Origin of the sequence: Sphingobacterium puteale (assembly GCF_003627955.1) — a bacterium.
GTDB lineage: Bacteria > Bacteroidota > Bacteroidia > Sphingobacteriales > Sphingobacteriaceae > Sphingobacterium > Sphingobacterium puteale.
Map to the genome: position 1 here is coordinate 17,766 of NZ_RBWS01000004.1, position 18,568 is coordinate 36,333.

The following is an 18,568-nucleotide window of genomic DNA, read 5'->3' on the forward strand; positions in this document are numbered from 1 at the left end:
CCGGTGGATCATGGAAAATTGGTATCGGGTACAAAATGTGGATCAGATAGATTCCCCGGCACTGCTGGTATATCCTGATCGTATTGTTCGGAATATAGAAAGGGCACTGAAATTTGTTAATGTGGATGCTGGCCGTTTACGGCCACACATCAAAACCAACAAATGTAGGGAGGTCTGTCAGTTATTGTTGGACAGCGGGATCAGCAAATTCAAATGTGCGACTATCGCTGAAGCCGAACTTCTTGGTATGGTCGGAGCGAAGGACGTTTTATTGGCTTATCAGCCAGTGGGACCAAAGATTGACCGTTTGCTGCATTTGATCGAAGCATTTCCCAATACACATTATACCTGTCTGGTAGACAATGCCGATTCAGCGCATGAGCTATCAGCGCGAGGACTGCAAAATGGCAGGCCTCTTGCAATTTACATCGATGTTAATGTTGGTATGGGGCGTACCGGGGCTTCTATCGCCCAAATGGAGCGTCTTGTGCTTGATATTCAGTTACTGGATGGCATTCATTTGATGGGGGTACATGGCTATGATGGACATATTCATGATAAGGATCACCAAGTTCGTGAACAACAAAGTCAGCAGGCATATCGTGTACTCGAAATGGCTTATCTGATGGCGCAGGGTTCTACTTCTACACCGTTGACAAAGGTGATCGGTGGATCACCCAGTTTTCCGTTCCATGCCGAACGTGACGATGTGGAATGCAGTCCCGGCACCTTTGTGTTCTGGGATTTTGGTTATGCCGAAAATTATGCCGAACAGGACTTTCTGGTAGCTGCTGTATTGCTCACACGTGTTGTTTCCATCGTGGATCATAAGCATCTGTGTCTGGATCTGGGTTACAAGTCTGTGGCAAGTGAATCGCCGCAGCCCCGTGTCAAATTTTTTGATCAGCGGATCGGAACGATCAAAATGCAGAGTGAGGAGCACCTTGTTGTTGAGGTGCGGGACAGTACCGATTTTAAGATTGGCGATGAGCTGTATTGTGTGCCACGGCACATCTGTCCGACAGTCGCTTGTTATGACGAAATGCAGGTAATTGATAAAGGAAACGCTGATCAGGTCTGGAAGGTGCTTGCACGAGGTAAAAAGATAAATTATTGATATGTACGAATTTGAAATGCCTTTTGTGGTTGATGCTCACTTAGACTTGAGCATGAATGCCATGGAGTGGAATAGAGATCTCCGGCTACCCATTCAGGAATTGAACCGAAGGGAGCAAGGGATGGAAGATAAGCCCGACCGGGCAAAAGCTACGGTTACTTTTGAAGAGTTACGCAAAGGAAATATCGGTATCGTTGTAGCCACGCAGATTGCACGGTTTGTCCGTCCGGACAGCACTTTGCCGGGTTGGTACTCAGCAGAGCAGGCCTGGGCGCAGACACAGGGGCAATTGGCTTGGTACAAGACCATGGAGGCTGACGGACACATGAAAATGATCAAAACAAAGAGCGATTTGGAGCAGCATCGCGCTGTGTGGTCCAAGGTAACTGATCATTCAATTAAACCCATCGGTTATCTGCTGAGCCTGGAGGGTGCCGATTCTTTGGTGGATATCAGTCATGTGGAAGTTGCCTACAATTATGGTTTGCGGGCGATCGGCCCGGCACATTATGGACCAGGGAGATATGCCAATGGAACCGATTCCTCCGGTAAACTGAATGCGCAAGGTGTACAGTTATTGCAGGAAATGGAACGATTGGGGATGATCCTGGATGCAACACATCTTAATGACGATGCTTTTTGGGATGCGATGGGACGATACAATGGCGCAATCTGGGCCAGCCACAACAATTGTCGGAAGTTTGTGGATCACAACCGACAGTTTAGCGATGAGATGATCAAGATTCTGGTGGAGAAGGGAGCCGTTATCGGCGTTGCTTTAGATGCCTGGATGATGGTGCCCAACTGGGTACGTGGTATATCTGATCCCAAATCTACCAATTGTTCGATGGAAATCATGGCCGATAATATCGACCATATCTGTCAATTGGCGGGCAATGTCAATCATGTCGGGGTAGGGAGTGATTTGGATGGAGCCTTTGGTCGGGAACAGTGTCCTTACGATCTGGAGACCATTGCTGATATCCAAAAGGTTTTTGGAATATTGAAACGACGCGGCTACGGCAACGCTGATCTTGAAAAAATCGCCAGCCAGAACTGGTTGAATTTTATGCGGGATGCCTTACCGGAATAACGGAAAGTCTTACCAGAATAGCAGAAAATCCTCCTTGGGTAATAGCAGTTCATGATATCAATGGTTTTGTTGAGATGCTTAGCATACTATAATTATCTTCAATGACGATTAAGGTCGTGATCGTTAAAAACTCAGATTTAGACCTTTAGGGGGTAGTAGTCTTCTGGAAAGTCACTTCAAGGTTAGGCCTATAGGGCAGATAAAATCAGATTACGGTAAGCAGATCGTTACAAAAGGGCCGCTTACCCAATAGATATGTCTTCGAAATAAATGATATATTCGTACAGAAACAATTCTAAACCGTTATGACGCTTACCTTACGCCTCCAGTTATCTCTGATGATGTTTTTGGAATATTTTATCAAAGGAGCCTGGTTTGTTACTTTAGGTACCTACCTGATCAAGTCGCTAAATGCATCAGGAATGGAGGTAGCCAATATATTTTCTACGCAGTCCCTAGGTGCGGTATTTGCTCCTTTTTTTGTAGGTTTTGTCGCAGACCGTTATTTTAATGCAGAACGTGTGCTCTCAGCTTTACATCTGCTGGGTGCGGCGTTGCTCTATGGGATGTCTCAGGCGCCAGATGCCAGCCATTTTTATCCCTACGTTTTTGTTTATTTTATGGCCTATATGTCGTCACTTTCCCTTTCCAACGGTATTGCTTTTCGACATATCGCGGATGCTAAAAAGTATTTTCCGGGAGTCCGGGTATGGGGAACAATCGGCTGGATCTGTTCAGGTCTTGTGATCAGCTATCTATTCCGCTGGGATAGTCCCGGGGCAATAAGCCGGGGAGCATTGCACAATACCTTTATTATGGGCGCTGTCTGTTCTGTGCTTTTGGCGCTATTCAGCTTGTTCCTTCCTAAAACTCCACCACAGATAAGGGTAAAAGATGAAAAATTTGATTTTGGAAAAGCTATCGGGCTGGATGCACTGGGGCTGTTAAAACAAAAGAGTTTCTTAATCTTTTTTGTTACGGCCATCGTGATCTGTATTCCCATTTCGTTTTATTACCAAAATGCCAACCCCTTTTTGGTCAATGTCGGTATGGCAAATCCAACCGCAAAAATGGCATTGGGGCAGTTTTCAGAAGCGATCTGTTTGCTGTTGATTCCATTTTTCTTTAGACGTTTGGGCTATAAGAAAATGATTTTATTGGGCATTGCCGCATGGGCATTGCGGTATCTGTTCTTTGCTTTTGGGGATGGACAGGAAAAAGCCTTTTTGCTTATCCTAGGTATTGTTTTGCATGGAATATGTTATGATTTTATGTTTGTCGTCGGACAGATCTATACCGATCGGATTGCTGGTGAAAAATATAAAGCTTCGGCACAGGGGCTGATCACGATTGCCATGTATGGAGTAGGGATGCTGATCGGGTTCTGGGTTGCCGGTGGAGTTTCAGATTATCTCAAAGTGGCTTATGCCGAACAATTCTGGGAATACCTATGGTTTATACCGGCTGGAATTTCATTTTTCTGTCTGCTCCTGTTCGCTGTTTTTTTCAAAGAAGAAAAAATGGTACAGGAGCAGGAGATATAAAGTGATCTGGCAAAGTAATAAAAAGGCTGCTCAAAAGTTTAATTGGCCTTCAAAAGTATTTATCTTGCTTTTGAAGTTCATTCCAGTTTTTTGAACAGCCTTTTTTCTGAAATAGGGGCTAAATAAGATCTGATTAAACCATATCAAACCATTGCTGATATTTTTCGCCAATAAGAGGAAGGGCTTTTTTCTCGCCCGAGAATGCCGCAATTAAACCCAATATAAGAGCGATAAGCAAGATTATACCGACAACATTCATCATTATTCCACCGATACCTGGGATAAAGCGCAATAGACCTAATGCCATTCCTGTAACGGTAATACCGATACTCTGTCTGATGTGGAACTGACCTAAAGAAGTCTTTTCCTTATTGTTCATGATGATGGCTGCAATCAGACCGATGAGGGTTAAATAGGAAATAATAGCAACTGTTTTGCCTTCGTTTGATGATGTGCTCTGCACTGAGTTTCTCTCCATGATACTTATACGATAAAGTGTGATGTAAATGTATAAGGCAAATGTAAAAGAGAAAATCCCTGTTTTCTTTAGCTGAATTCAGGGATATTTAATTTTGTGCAGTATTTACTGTCATTATTTAGGGCAGTTGTGACTATCCTTCGACGCTTTCCAGCAATTGTTTTTCGTGAAGTTCAAAATATTCACCTCTTTTCTCCATTAATTCAAGGTGAGTGCCCTGCTCGACAATCTGACCTTGATCCATGACAAGAATATGGTCCGCATTTTTGATGGTCGAAATCCGGTGGGCAATGAAAATACAGGTTTTACCCTTCATGATACGGCTTAATGAGCGTAATATGGTTTCTTCGGTTTTGGTATCAACAGCAGATAAGCAATCGTCAAAGATCAATATATTGGGTTCTTTTACCAACGCTCTGGCAATGGATACACGTTGTTTTTGACCACCCGATAGGGTGATACCGCGTTCTCCAACAGCAGTTTCAAAACCATCTTCGAAAGCGATAATATTATCATAGACAGCAGCGTCTTTAGCGGCTTGTTCGATCTGTTCCTGCGTGAAATGATCCAGACCGAAACCAATGTTATTGGCAATTGTATCTGAAAATAAGAATACATCCTGAGGGACAAAGCCAATTTGCTGACGTAGATTTTTGAAGTTGAGATCCTTTAATGCAATACCATCGTATTGGATATTACCTTTGTCTATATCATACATGCGTAGCAGTAGGTTGGCCAGCGTAGATTTTCCGGAACCAGTTTTTCCGATGATAGCCAGTGTTTTTCCGATAGGTACCTGAAATGATATATTTTTAATGGCCTGAATGCCTGTTTCGGGATAGGTGAACGAGATATTTTCTACCTTGATTTCACCTACGATTTCTTTATCTATTTTCCCATTGGCAATTGGCGATTGGGTTTCAAGGAACTCATTGATCCGTTTTTGTGATGCCGCGGCACGTTGTACCAGTGAGGTCACCCACGCTAAAGACATGGCCGGAAAGGTCAATTGATTGACATAGATAATAAATTCAGCAATGTTTCCGGCTGTGACCGTTCCCTTGGCAACTTCAATCCCGCCGATATAGATGGTGATGACAGTACTGAGACCGATCAGCAATAAGATAAGCGGAAAGAAAACTGCCTGTACCTTAACCAGATCCAGCGCTGTGTTGCGGTAGACTGTACTTTCCTTTTCAAAGGCCTGCATTTTGTTCTGCTCCCGGGTATAAGTCTTGATGACACGGATACCGGCAAAGGTTTCCTGAACAAAAGAAGAGAGGTTTGCCAGCTGTTTTTGTATTTTTAAGCTGCGCTTATTGATAATTTTATTGACAAAGAGAATGATGACTGATAACACAGGTATCGGTGCCAATGCATAAGTAGCCAATCTTCCATTAACGCTATACATGGCATAAATAACCATAATAGACAGGACCACGGTATTAATGGCATACATAATGGCCGGTCCTAAATAGTTCCGCACCTGATTGACATCCTCTGTCGCGCGGCTCATTAGATCACCGGTATTATTTTTACGGAAAAATCCGAAATTCAGCTCCTGATAATGATTGTATATTTCATTTTTAAGATCATATTCGATATAACGGGAAGTCAGAATAATGGTCTGCCGCATAAAGAATAGGAAAATGCCCCTTAGCAGAGAAAGCAGCAGGACAACAAATCCAAAGAATAGCAGGCTCGTGCCAAATACTTTGTAAATAAGTTCCTGCCTGTCAAAACCATCGAACAGCCGGTAGAGGTAAATATTTTCTTGTACCAAGTCAAACGCTTCACGAATCACTTTAGCGGGGAGCACCCCAAAGTAATTGGAAATGATGACAAAAATCACCCCTGGAACCAGTTTCCAGCGGTATTTATAAAAGTACTTATTTAAGTAGGCGAGATCCTTCATATTATGGATACAAAAATAGGACTAATTCGTCAACTCTGCTTTATATTTCGATGAAATTACTGTCATTGGGAAATCAAATGTTAAGTCTTGGATAAAAAAAGATATTATGCACAACGAATAATTTTCCTACTTTTGCATCAAGTACCTTAAAAAATTAAAACAAATTAGAGTAGTACATTTTATGTCAACATCTCAAAATTCTATTTTTGAATTGATGAGCCAGTCTGGCCATCAAAACTTATTTTTCTGTAATGATGAATTAGTGGGCTTAAAAGCTATTGTTGCGATCCATGATACCACATTGGGTCCGGCAATAGGAGGGGTTCGTATGTTGCCATACGAAACGACAGAAGAAGCTATTGAGGATGCTTTACGTTTATCTAAGGCCATTACCTATAAATCCGCGATCACCGGATTGAACTTAGGTGGTGGAAGTGCTGTTATTATCGGTAATAGCCGTTTGGACAAATCTGAGGTTTTATTGCGCCGTTTGGGCCAATTTATTGAGGGATTGAACGGTAATTTCATTGCTTCTTTGGATGTGGGTACAACACAGCGTGATTTAGAATATATTTATACAGAAACAGAACATGTTGCCGGTTTGCCAAAAGCGATTCACGGCAGTGGGGTTGGAGATACATCAATTTTTGCAGCTCAAGGTGTTTATTTCGGTATTAAAGCCTGTTTGAAAGAATTGTATGGATCGGAGAATGTGGCAGGCAAAAAAGTTATTGTACACGGGGTAGGTAGTGTCGGAGAGCGATTGATCGCGATGTTACGTGAGGAAAATGCACGAGTGTATGTGAGCGACATTACAGAGGAGAAAATGCTTAAGGTGGCGGCGAAATACAAAGCCGAACCGATCCCATACAACGAAGTCTTCGATCATGAGTTTGATGTCTATTCACCTTGTGCATTGGGCGGTACGGTAAATCCGGAATCGGCGCAAAAAATGCAATGTAAAATAATTGCCGGTTCGGCAAATAATCAGCTGAAAGATGAGGTAACCACAAGTACAATTCTTCATGAGCGCGGTATCTTGTATGCACCGGACTATTTAATCAATGCAGGTGCGTTGATCAGCTGTTATTCAGAAATTCAGAATTATGGGGTGGATCACACGGAATTTGTGATCAAAAACATATATAATGCGACTAGGGACGTGTTGAAAAAATCGAAAGAGGAGAATATCTCTACTTTTGAAGCGGCCAATCGCATTGCGGAGAAGCGTATCCAAGATATTAAAAAAATCAAGAGATAGTCTTCTTCCCAAAATCGTTCTTATTTATTAGTTTATAAAAAATCGTTCTTTAAAATTACTATGTTAAACAGGAGACACCTGAGGGTAAAAGTAGTGCAAACGCTTTATGCGTACAGTCTTACAGAAGACAAAGACATCAAAACATTTGAAAAAGCACTATTAAAAAATGTGGATGAGGTCTACGAGATGTATATCTGGACACTAAATCTATTGGATGAGGTATCCGATTATGTATTGATAGACGCAGAAGGCAGAGCCAACAAGTTTTTGCCGACTGAAAAAGACTTGTCCTTAACGACCAAGTTGAGTACAAATACTTTTATTGAGTCATTGAGACAAAATCCGCAATATGCCGAGGGAGTCAAAAAATATAAGATTTCATGGAGCTTTGACCCGGAGATCGTGCGTACGGTATTTTTGCAGTTAAAGGATTCTGAGGCTTATTTGGAATATTTGCAGCAGGAGGACCGTTCGATCGGTACGGAAAAAGATATCATTAAGCATATCTTTAAAAAGATCATTTTGAAATCACCGGTTATCGAGCAGGTTTTTGAGGAGAAATTTATCAACTGGCCTGTCGATAAAGAAGTGTTGCAAGCATTGATCGCGAAAACTTTTAAGAACTTCAGTTCGGAGGATCCACGTAAAAACAAGCTTGCTGAAATCACCCAAAACTGGAACGATGACAGCGATTATGTGATTGCCTTGTTGGGTAAGACAATCCGCAATACAAATGAATATCAGAAACTGATCTCTGATAAGACAAAGAATTGGGAATCAGATCGTATTGCGCTGATGGATACCTTATTGATGCGCATGGCAATATGCGAATTGGTGAATTTTCCATCTATTCCTGTGAAAGTGACAATAAATGAGTATATTGAAATTTCAAAGGTATTCAGTACTTTGAAAAGTAATACATTTATTAATGGTATCTTAGATAAAATATTAAGCGACTTGAACCAACAGGGAAGAATCCAGAAGGCAGGTCGTGGTTTAAGGGATTAAAGATCAATCAACAAATGAAAAACTTTAGTAAATATTCAGTCTTAGCTTTGGCATCGGCCCTTTTCTTTTCTTGTGGAAATGCACAAAAAGAAAAAGTGGAGGCCGCTACGATAGGACCGGCGGCTGTCGCTACAGACAGTCTTTCTAAAGCTGCGGCACAATTGGGGAAAATAGAATTTGAAGAGTCAGCTTTCGATTTTGGTCAGATCAAAGAAGGTGCAGAAGTGAAACACACATTCGTATTGAAGAATACGGGGGATGCGCCGGTTATTTTGTCCAAAGTGAACGCTTCCTGTGGCTGTACACAACCTGAGTTTTCAAAAAGCCCAATTTTACCGGGAGGAACATCGGATATCCGTGTGACTTTCAAGAGTGAGGGACAGGTGGGTAAGCAACAGAAGATTATCACGGTCCAATCGAATGCTTCCAATAGTATGACGACCGTCCAGTTAAAGGGTGAAGTATTAGCGAAATAACACATTATTAAACGATATAATAACAGATGAATACAGTATTATTACAAGCAGCAGGTGGCAGTAACATGATGAGTTTTTTACCAATGGTTTTGATCATTGTGGTATTTTATTTCTTCATGATCAGACCACAGATGAAGAAGCAAAAAGACCATAAGAAATATATTGAAGAATTGGGCGTAAACGCTAAAGTTGTTACTACTGCGGGCATCCACGGACGCATCGTAGAGGTATCTGACACTACTTTCTTGGTCGATGTAGGTTCGGGCGTAAGAATCCGTTTTGACAAGTCTGCCATTGCTTTAGATGCTTCAAAAGCTGCGAACGCAACTGAAAAAAGCGCTTCTTAAGCGTCTTTATCGAAAAAATAGCAAAGCCAGTCTCCAAAAGGGTCTGGCTTTATTTATTTAAAGGATTTTTTCCGATTGCAGCTGTTCGATTCCACCGTTGTACGGGAGCTTCTATGCCATCCTTCGTTTGTCGTGAGCCTTTAGACTGTCTACTTTATATAACTCCACAGTAAGTGGAATTTGAAAAGCCGCCATTCAGCGTATCCCATATGCAGACGTAAACGTGATAGTCACAGCTTTTTGTACTTATTTCATCAAATTGTATTGAACAGCTACCCTGATTTATCTCTGCAATGGAAGTTTTCAAATGAGATTCACCATATAAACCAATCAATGCCAGATTGATTTTGTAGAAGCTACCCTCATATTGCGCATCAGGTGTCCATTTGAGAGCGATTACACTACCGTGAAGGCTAACCTGACAGTTTGATAATGGCCTAAGCTGTCCTGCAAATACAACTAGCTTTTCAGGGTTAATGAAAGGATCATTCTCCGAATCCAGTTCCAGGGCTTCCTTAAAAATATGGCGCTGAGCCAATTGGAAAGCACCAATTCGACTTCCTTTTTCCGCTAAAAACTGGTAACCAAAATCAAGTATCCTGCTATTGTCACCGGCAAATCTTCCGGCAACTTTTTGCTTTTTCCTATTCAGGAGTTCTGATTCGCTTGGAGGGGAAGTGCGTTTTCTTTTCAGCCCGCGGACCACATTTTGACCATTTAACATATAAGCACTGACAGAGCCAAATTTTCCGGTAATTGGACCATTAGGCCCATTTTGTAAGATTGCCATAGTCTTTGTTTTTATTGTTTATAATTGCTGGTATCTAGCTTATTACCAAATTAATACCAAATTCGAAATTAAAAGTGAAGTAACACGATTTTTACAGTGTATTAATAGGGGGTTAATAGGGACCTATCCCTGTAATACCCCTGTTAACCCCCTGTAAACTCCCTGTATAAACCCTATTAATGGCGAATTTGGTAATAAGCAAATATTATCTTTGTACCTAGCATAATGAAGAGCATTACCATTAGATACTATGACGTTAAAAACTGATTTCAGCTTTAGAATTTATCAACCGAGGTAAAATTGAAAGCGTTACTAGTGATAATAATTTTTATGTAACTTATAGGCTCGTGCCATCAATTATGAAAATAAATATTGACAGTCGGAATGAGGGGCTGAAGGTATTGACGGCCCTTGTTGTATTGATGGTGTTTTCTAATCTATAACTACCTGTTGACATAGTGATGTCAATTCAGATAGCTAATTTTAAGCAAAAGAAACATCATGAACAATCTAAAACTGTTTGACGGACAACATTGTGAAACTACAGCTACTGGAACTTTACTGCGGCAGCTTGGAATTGAACTTTCTGAACCCATGCTTTTTGGACTCGGGGAGGGGCTTAGTTTTATCTATTGGAATATGAAAACAATGGATTTCCCTTTTTTGGGTGGACGTATCAAGACTGATCTGTTGACAAAGAATCTCTGTAAAAACCTCAATCTCGAGCTTTCTGTAAGGGAAACTACCTCAAAAACAAAGGCCTGGCAGCAGGTCAAACAGCTTTTGGATGAGGGGCAAATCGTTGGGCTCAAACTTGATGCCTACTACCTTGAGTATTTCTCTAATCCGTTCCATTTCGCTGGGCACTATGTTGCGATTTACGACTATGACGATCAAAACGCTTTTTTGGTCGATACCAGGCAACAGGGGGGGAAGGTCAAAACCTCACTCGAAAGTCTGGCTTTGGCGAGAGCTGAGAAGGGGCCAATGGCATCGAATAATTTATACTACACAATACAGCGAACGAGTGAAGACTTTGACTTAAAAAAGTCTGTCATCACTGCTATTGTAAACAATGCAAACGAATACCTGAATCCGCCCATCACAAATATTTCTTACAAGGGGATTTTGAAGACGAGTCAAGAGCTTATAAAATGGTTTAATAGGAGTAAGGATGTAGCCACTGAATTTAAAATGGCTGCCAATCTGATGGAAAAAGCCGGCACTGGAGGTGCACTGTTCAGAAATCTATATCGCGATTTTCTAAAGGAAAGTTATGACCTGCTCCAGATTGAGCAACTTCGTGAGGCATGTCAGGAATTTGTAGAAATAGCTTTGTTATGGAAATCCGTTTCAGACTTATTTTATCAAATCGGTGAGACAGCCCGGATTGAGTATATACAACAAGCTTCGGAAATCCTCAAAATCCTGGCTGATAAAGAGAAAAAGGCGATGGAGCGGTTGGGGACCTTATATGAATGCCCAAATAATCATGTGTTTTCGTAAAGAAATAGTTTTTAACTAAGTTTATACTATGTATAGTAGCAAAGAAAATGCCTCGCGGTCTTTTAGTGAATCTGAGATCGCTTTGTTGAAAGAAGGCCTTAGCCGTACATATTAAGAACAATTTGAAATGGCTACGCGTCTTTACAAAATTCAGCAAACGCTTAAAAAGGCTAAAATTCTACATAAACCCTTTCTTCAAAAATAGTCTATGGATTTATCTGATGAAGAGATATTGAACTTTTTAAAGTTACTTAAGGGAAAGGTTGCTTCCAATCCAAGTTTTTATCCCACCAAGAACTGATTTTTACGCAAATTGATTAAGTTTGTAACATGGCAAACGCAGTTCGATTAAATAAGACCCAACGACGCAAGATCAACATCTTTGTGCGTTGTGTTGCAATTTCGTTGCTGGCTTGGTTGTTGTTTTCAATTTCCAACCAATATACGGTATCTGTCAAGGCTGCGATAGAATATGTCAATCTGCCCGAAAAACGAGCTTTTCACCCCCAACAATCGGATACGGTTAAAGTAAAGCTCGAGATGACGGGATGGCAATTCCTGTTTTCGAAAGCGGCACTGAAAACACCCAAAGTGCAGGTGGACCTCAGCTCGCTGAAAACAAAAGATTGGATCGTATTCTCTAATCAGCTGGGATTTATCAACCGCCAGTTTCCACATGAACAACGTGTGGTGTCGGTGAGCCCTGATACCTTGTTTTTCGATTTCTCAAAACAAACACAGCGCAAGGTTCCTGTAAAGCCATTGTCCAATATCTTATTTAAAAAGGGCTATGGTGTTATCGCTGATACTAAGGTCACCCCTGCATACGTGACTATAACAGGACCATACGAAGATGTTTCTACCATTGAATATTGGGATACAGATACTGTTCGTGGGAAAGAAGTGGAAACTGATGTGCGCACAGTAGCCAATCTCGCACGCAATCAAAAGGGAAATATCAATGTTTATCCCACATCCGTGGAGGTACTGATGCCCGTAGGGGAGCTGACGGAGAAGGTTATCGAACTGCCTGTAAAGGTTGAAAATGGACAGCGTTATAGTTCCGTAAGGCCCAATCCCAGTAAAGTGGTGATCACGGTACTGATGTCGGTCAAGGATTATAACAATTATACATCCCGTGATTTTGAGGCGGTGGTGGATCTGGCAGACTGGGAAAAGAATGAGGTGCAATACCTGCCAATCCTGCTGACCAAGGTGCCGGATTACTGTAAGATTATCAGTGTCGTGCCGCAAAATGTGGACTTCTTTGTACGAAAATAGGGAATAAAAATGGGGCTGAAAATAGGAATAACAGGCGGAATAGGTTCCGGAAAGACTTTTATCTGCAAGCTCTTTGAAGCTTTGGGGATACCAGTTTATAACGCGGATGAGGAAGCCAAAAGGTTGATGAATACCGATATACGGATCAAGGAAAAACTTATTGCGCAGTTTGGTGAGGCAACTTACAAGGATGGGCTGCTGGACCGGGCATTCCTGGCCGATATGGTCTTTTCGGATAAGGATAAACTGGAACTGTTAAATAGTATTGTACACCCGATTGTCATCCAGGAAGCGAAAGACTGGGCCGAGCGGCAGACTACACGTTATTCACTCAAAGAAGCTGCGCTCCTTTTTGAAAGTGGCTCATACAAAGAACTGGATTATACCATATTGGTTACTGCGCCAATGGATATTCGCATACAGCGTGTCATCGAGCGGGATGGCGCAACGGAACAACAGGTACGCGAACGTATTAACAAACAATTGTCTGACGAGGAAAAACTGCAGCTTGCGGACTTCGTCATCGTTAACGATGGAATCACTCCACTACTACCGCAAGTGTGGACATTGCATCAAAAATTTCTAAAATAAATATATGTCTATCATATTGTCTGACTTTCTGGTCAGAAAACCGGAAGGGTATTATTGCCGTTATGGCGACTTTTTTATCGATGCGGGTAGCCCCGTAACACATAATGTGGTATCTCATGCCCATGGCGACCACGCCAGTTCAGGACATGATTATGTCTATTGTACTAATGGAACGGCATTGTTTATGAGCTATCGTTATAAGCAGAACCGTAAGGATTCCTATCAGGTCAAATTGTTCAACGGCACTTTTAAAATCGGTCCGGTGGAAATTACCTTTTTAGCAGCTGGCCATATATTAGGATCGGCGCAAATCTTAATGGAATATCAGGGGGTACGCTATTTGTATACCGGCGACTACAAATTGCAGGCTGATGAGACCTGTGAACCTATCGAAGTGCAGCAGGCTGATGTATTGATTACCGAAAGTACTTTCGCAAATCCTGAAGTTATCCATCCGGATCCCATTCAGGAGATCAAGAAACTGGAGGGGCATGCGAGCAATATTCTATTGGGAACTTACGTGCTTGGTAAAGCGCAACGGGTGACGGATCTAATCAATAGGTACTGCCCAGAAAGAAGGGTATTGGTCCACAGTGGAATATTGCCTTATCATCGCCTATATGATGAGCATGGGTTTAAAAAAATGAGCTATGAGCCTTATAACCGCAGAGAAATGAAACAGGGTGAACAGAATAAGGTTTATCTGGTGCCACCCATGACCTTCAACAGCTATTTTAGGGCTACAAAAGTATTGCGTGCCTTCGCCTCTGGATGGAAGCGGCTACAGGCACAGAATGATATCGAATTGTATATATCGGATCATGTGGACTGGAACGATATCTTGCATTATATTAAGCTTGTGGCTCCACGGGAGGTGTGGACATTGCATGGTGATGGCACGATACTCAAAAGCTATTTTGGCGAACAGTTAATTGTAAGAGATGTGCACTCAGCATAAAGGAGGGTATACCCTCCTTTATTATTTCATATTGATAATCTTGTCAACAACGTATACCGTATTGCCACGCCAGGGCAATACCCCATGATATTCTTTGTATTGAAGATCGAAATATTTACCGCTATTGAGCTCAAGCTGGCGAAATATAGAATCATCTTCAATAGAAAATTCGAATTGGTTGCTGGCAATTCCGCCAGTCTTGACACTACCAAATCCTTCCTGAATCAGCTTTCCCTCATAGGTCTTAAATATATTGCCTTTTTTGACAGCAAAATTTAGATAACCTGATTTTACGCCTTCACCAAAGACGTAATAGTATTTCCAGTAACCATAAGACCCAAAGCCTACTAACAAAAAGAGCAACAGAATAAATAGAAATTTCTTAAATCCTGATTTAGTCTTTTTTTGTTCCGGTAAATTTTCCATAATTTTTTACGCTAGTTTTTACTGTATTATTTTCTTTTCATTTTATTCAAATATGTTTTGGCGCAAAGCTGCCCATGTCCATCATACACAAGAACTCGGCCAATTATAGCGGGTTGAAAAGTATCATTGCTAATGAGAGCAGGGGCAGCATGAGGAGTGGTCAGCGCGGAGCGCATGATCTGCATCTAAAGGGTGAAAAAGTACCGGCAATAATACCAGTGGGTCTGATTCAGAAATTAACTGCCTGAGAATTGGTTTGATGAACTAATTATGTTAGTATTTTGTCGTGGTTTATAGTGATTCTTGCTAATTTTTGTAAATTTGGATAATGGATTCACCCCAAACATACCGCAAAATTATCCATCTGGATATGGATGCTTTTTATGCATCTGTGGATCAGCGGGATTTTCCGGAATACCGGGGGAAGGCTATCGCGGTAGGTGGTTCGCCTGATGGGCGGGGGGTAGTGGCTACGGCCAGCTATGAAGCACGGAAATTTGGTGTCAAATCAGCCATGAGCTCCCGCAAAGCACTGCAGCTCTGTCCGGAGATCATATTTACACGGCCACGATTTGATGTGTATAAACAGGTTTCCTATCAGATTAGGGAAATCTTTCAGCGGTATACTGACTTGATTGAACCCTTGTCGCTGGATGAGGCCTTTCTGGATGTGACGATGGACAAACAGGGCATTGGTTCAGCCATTGACATCGCCAAAGCGATCAAATCTGCCATCAAAGAAGAGCTTAATCTGACTGTCTCCGCCGGGGTTTCGGTCAATAAATTTGTCGCCAAGATTGCCTCCGATATGGATAAACCCAATGGCTTGACATTTATAGGGCCTTCAAAGATTCTGAAATTTATGGAATCCTTACCGGTAGAGAAATTCTTTGGTGTAGGTAAGGTGACCGCCAAGAAAATGCACGAGCTGGGTTTATTTACAGGGATGGATCTCAAAAAACAGCGCGAAGACGATCTGGTGCGTTGGTTTGGTAAGACCGGGCATTTTTTTTACCGTATTGTTCGTGGCATAGACGACCGGCCGGTCATACCCAATCGGAGCAGTAAATCGGTCGGAATAGAGGATACATTCGACGCAGATATTGAAACTTTTGAGGAACTGAATGCCATTCTTCAGAGACTGAGTAAACAGCTTTGGGAGCGCATCGGAAAAAAGGAAATATCAGGCAGGACATTAACCCTGAAACTTAAGTATGCTGATTTCGTACAGTTGACACGAAGCCTTACACTGGATACAAGTTTTGATTCCGAAGAGAAAATCTATGCGACAGCTCATAGTCTGTTGAGTAAGATTGCTTTAGCCAATAAGGTGAGGCTGCTTGGAGTTTCAATTTCTAATTTCGTCGAAGAGACCGATTTTCCAAAAGAAGGTGTGCAGCTTGCTCTTTTTGAAAATTATCGGTAGGCTGTAAAATCCTCCCCATTTCAAGAATGGTCATCTGATAGGTATCGGGTGAATAAGCTTGTTACAGGTAAAATCGTTGTTATTTATCGCAATTCTTTATCTTAGCTGAAATAATTAATAAACATATCCAAGAATTAATGAATACAGTATCAAGAGTGCTCTTAGGCGCATCTATTGTGTTTTTTGTGCATGATCTGACTTTTGCGCAGAAAAAATTGGATTTTGCGCAATCCTGGGGACAGAAACAATCTTTAACAGTGCGCACAAATCAATATCCGGGCTGGGCGGATGGGGCTGCTTATCTCGAAAATGACGTCAACGATAGCCGGCTCTATCAGGTCGATGTCAAATCGGGAAAGAGAAGTATCTATACTATTCCAGCAAAAGAGGGAACTGTGGTCTATGTTGAGAATAATGATATTTTTATCAGAAATGGCTCTGGAACAGCGAAAAAACTGACCAATTCACCCGAGATTGCCGAACAGAATCCAACCTTATCGCCAGATGGTCAATATGTGGCCTTCACACGCAGAAGTAACTTGTATAGTGTGGAAGTAAATACGGGAAAAGAAACACAATATACCAACGATGGTACTGATGTCATCTACAACGGCTGGTCTTCATGGGTTTACTACGAGGAAATTTTGGGTCGTTCGACAAATTATAAAGCTTTTTGGTGGTCTCCGGATAGCAAAAAAATCGCTTTTATGCGTTTTGATGATACCAAAGTACCCATGTTTCCCATTTATTCATCCAAAGGACAGCATGGTTATCTCGAAGAGACCCGTTATCCGAAAGCGGGTGATCCGAATCCTGAAGTCAAAGTGGGTATCGTGCAGCTGAACGGGGGTAAGGTAACTTGGGCGGATTTCAATGAAAAGGATGATCAGTATTTCGGGCAGCCATATTGGGCTTTTGATAGTAAAAATATCATGGTGCAATGGATGAACAGGGATCAGAACAACCTGAAATTCTATCAGGTGGATCCAAATACTGGTTCGAAAAAAGAGATTTATGATGAACGTCAAGCTTCTTGGATCAACCTGGATCATGACGAGCGTATTACTTACCTTGCCGACAACAGATATTACATTTTAAAATCGGATAAAACGGGCTGGGCACATTATTACCTGTATAAGTTGGATGGCACTTTAGTAAATCCGATTACATCCGGCGATTGGCAGGTGACTGAAATCAAACGAATAGACGAGAAAAATAAGGTGCTTTATTTTACTGCACGTAAAGAAAATTCAGCCCGTTTTGATCTGTACCGTGTAGATTACTCCGGTAAAAATCTCAAACGTTTGACCTTTGGTGAATATTCACATGATGTCAATGTATCGCCTGATGGCAAGTATTTTATCACCCGATATTCTAACGTGAGCACACCGGACCGTTTTGCTTTAGTGGACAATCAGGGTAAAGTGGTACGTCAATTGGCAGATAGCAAAGCTGCGGACTTTAGTTCGTACACTTACGGTAAAACGGAGTATTTACATATTAAGTCGGATGACGGTCTATTTGATTTACCACTGACGATCACTTATCCTACGGATTTTGACAAATCGAAAACTTACCCTGTTGTTTTCAGTATCTATGGTGGTCCGGATGCGGGTACTGTGAAGGATACCTGGAAAGGCACGGGCAATCAGTATTGGGCGAATGAAGGTGTTATCCAGGTTTCGGCGGATCACAGGGCTTCTGGTCACTTCGGTAAACAGGGCGTAGCTTACATGCACCGTAATCTGGGACATTGGGAGATTATAGACTATTCTACTATCGTAAAATGGTTGAAATCTCAATCTTGGGTAGCTAAAAATAAGGTATTGATCACAGGCCATAGCTATGGTGGTTATATGACCTGTCTGGCGATGACTAAAGCTGCTGATGTATTTGACTTTGGTATTGCCGGTGCTCCGGTAACGTCTTGGGAATTATACGATACCCATTATACCGAGCGTTGGATGGATACACCTCAAGATAATCCTGAAGGTTATAAAGCGGGGTCGGTCTTGACTTATGCAAACAATTACAAAGGCGTACTGCGGATTATGCATGGCGATATGGATGATAATGTCCATCTGCAGAATACAACGCAACTGGTTGATAAATTAACAGATAGAAGTGTACCTTTTGAATTGATGATCTATCCGGGCAGCCGTCATGGATTTGACCGTTCAAAAAGTAAATATGACTTTAATGAGCGTGCACGTTTCTACTATCAATATCTATTGGAGAAACCACTTCCAAACGAATTTAAGTAGATTGCTGGGCTCCGGTATTTGAGCCCGGAAAGTCTCAGGATATCTATGTGATTACAGAAAAACACGCGGTTCAGCTAAATCGCGTGT

Annotated in this window: 17 protein-coding genes; 13 read left to right on the forward strand and 4 right to left on the reverse strand. The window is 41.7% G+C overall.

Annotated elements, in window-relative coordinates; translation table 11 throughout:
• The first annotated feature begins 10 nt into the window (after positions 1 to 10).
• From D7322_RS04105 to D7322_RS04115, 3 genes are all read left to right on the forward strand, one after another.
• Positions 11 to 1,117, forward strand: coding sequence for a D-TA family PLP-dependent enzyme (locus D7322_RS04105; protein WP_121121590.1), 1,107 nt, complete (start codon positions 11 to 13; stop codon positions 1,115 to 1,117).
• Between the two features lies 1 nt (position 1,118).
• Entirely contained in the window at positions 1,119 to 2,210 is a 1,092-nt protein-coding gene (locus tag D7322_RS04110; protein WP_245971248.1) for a dipeptidase, read from the forward strand.
• 305 nt (positions 2,211 to 2,515) lie between these two features.
• On the forward strand, positions 2,516 to 3,754 hold the full coding sequence (locus D7322_RS04115) for an MFS transporter (protein WP_121121592.1): 1,239 nt from the start codon (positions 2,516 to 2,518) through the stop codon (positions 3,752 to 3,754).
• Between the two features lie 133 nt (positions 3,755 to 3,887).
• Here the strand turns inward: D7322_RS04115 and D7322_RS04120 are convergent, their stop codons facing one another.
• Together D7322_RS04120 and D7322_RS04125 are read right to left on the reverse strand one after the other, a co-directional pair.
• Complete coding sequence (locus tag D7322_RS04120) at positions 3,888 to 4,232, reverse strand: hypothetical protein (protein WP_121121593.1); 345 nt, start codon at positions 4,230 to 4,232, stop codon at positions 3,888 to 3,890.
• A 133-nt stretch (positions 4,233 to 4,365) separates the two neighbouring features.
• Positions 4,366 to 6,147, reverse strand: coding sequence for an ABC transporter ATP-binding protein (locus D7322_RS04125; protein ID WP_121121595.1), 1,782 nt, complete (start codon positions 6,145 to 6,147; stop codon positions 4,366 to 4,368).
• Between the two features lie 181 nt (positions 6,148 to 6,328).
• Here D7322_RS04125 and D7322_RS04130 point away from each other — a divergent pair, with 181 nt between their 5' ends.
• Genes D7322_RS04130 through yajC form a run of 4 tightly spaced genes read left to right on the forward strand, consistent with a single transcriptional unit; the run spans position 6,329 to position 9,239 of the window.
• A complete protein-coding gene (locus tag D7322_RS04130) occupies positions 6,329 to 7,408 on the forward strand; it encodes a Glu/Leu/Phe/Val family dehydrogenase (RefSeq protein ID WP_121121597.1) in 1,080 nt (359 codons plus the stop codon).
• Positions 7,409 to 7,468: 60 nt separating this feature from the next.
• On the forward strand, positions 7,469 to 8,416 hold the full coding sequence (gene nusB, locus D7322_RS04135) for a transcription antitermination factor NusB (protein WP_108632211.1): 948 nt from the start codon (positions 7,469 to 7,471) through the stop codon (positions 8,414 to 8,416).
• A gap of 14 nt (positions 8,417 to 8,430) precedes the next feature.
• Positions 8,431 to 8,892, forward strand: coding sequence for a DUF1573 domain-containing protein (locus D7322_RS04140; protein WP_121121600.1), 462 nt, complete (start codon positions 8,431 to 8,433; stop codon positions 8,890 to 8,892).
• A 26-nt stretch (positions 8,893 to 8,918) separates the two neighbouring features.
• On the forward strand, positions 8,919 to 9,239 hold the full coding sequence (gene yajC / locus D7322_RS04145; RefSeq protein ID WP_121121602.1) for a preprotein translocase subunit YajC: 321 nt from the start codon (positions 8,919 to 8,921) through the stop codon (positions 9,237 to 9,239).
• Between the two features lie 154 nt (positions 9,240 to 9,393).
• Here yajC and D7322_RS04150 read toward each other — a convergent pair whose 3' ends face one another.
• Positions 9,394 to 10,029 carry a hypothetical protein gene (locus D7322_RS04150; protein WP_121121604.1) on the reverse strand — a complete coding sequence of 212 codons (636 nt, stop codon included), beginning with the start codon at positions 10,027 to 10,029 and terminating at the stop codon, positions 9,394 to 9,396.
• Between the two features lie 501 nt (positions 10,030 to 10,530).
• Here D7322_RS04150 and D7322_RS04155 point away from each other — a divergent pair.
• From D7322_RS04155 to D7322_RS04170, 4 genes are all read left to right on the forward strand, one after another.
• Positions 10,531 to 11,535 carry a BtrH N-terminal domain-containing protein gene (locus D7322_RS04155; RefSeq protein WP_121121605.1) on the forward strand — a complete coding sequence of 335 codons (1,005 nt, stop codon included), beginning with the start codon at positions 10,531 to 10,533 and terminating at the stop codon, positions 11,533 to 11,535.
• A gap of 330 nt (positions 11,536 to 11,865) precedes the next feature.
• Positions 11,866 to 12,816, forward strand: a complete 951-nt coding sequence (locus D7322_RS04160; RefSeq protein ID WP_121121607.1) for a CdaR family protein — start codon at positions 11,866 to 11,868, stop codon at positions 12,814 to 12,816.
• Between the two features lie 9 nt (positions 12,817 to 12,825).
• A complete protein-coding gene (gene coaE / locus D7322_RS04165) occupies positions 12,826 to 13,407 on the forward strand; it encodes a dephospho-CoA kinase (protein WP_121121609.1) in 582 nt (193 codons plus the stop codon).
• Between the two features lie 4 nt (positions 13,408 to 13,411).
• Positions 13,412 to 14,365: an MBL fold metallo-hydrolase gene (locus D7322_RS04170; protein ID WP_121121611.1), complete on the forward strand. Its 954-nt coding sequence runs from the start codon at positions 13,412 to 13,414 to the stop codon at positions 14,363 to 14,365.
• 21 nt (positions 14,366 to 14,386) lie between these two features.
• Here the strand turns inward: D7322_RS04170 and D7322_RS04175 are convergent, their stop codons facing one another.
• Entirely contained in the window at positions 14,387 to 14,791 is a 405-nt protein-coding gene (locus tag D7322_RS04175) for a hypothetical protein (RefSeq protein WP_121121613.1), read from the reverse strand.
• Positions 14,792 to 15,119: 328 nt separating this feature from the next.
• On the opposite strand from D7322_RS04175, the gene dinB reads away from it, so the two are divergent.
• Entirely contained in the window at positions 15,120 to 16,217 is a 1,098-nt protein-coding gene (gene dinB / locus D7322_RS04180; RefSeq protein ID WP_121121615.1) for a DNA polymerase IV, read from the forward strand.
• Between the two features lie 137 nt (positions 16,218 to 16,354).
• Complete coding sequence (locus tag D7322_RS04185) at positions 16,355 to 18,481, forward strand: S9 family peptidase (RefSeq protein ID WP_121121617.1); 2,127 nt, start codon at positions 16,355 to 16,357, stop codon at positions 18,479 to 18,481.
• The last annotated feature ends 87 nt before the right edge of the window (positions 18,482 to 18,568 follow it).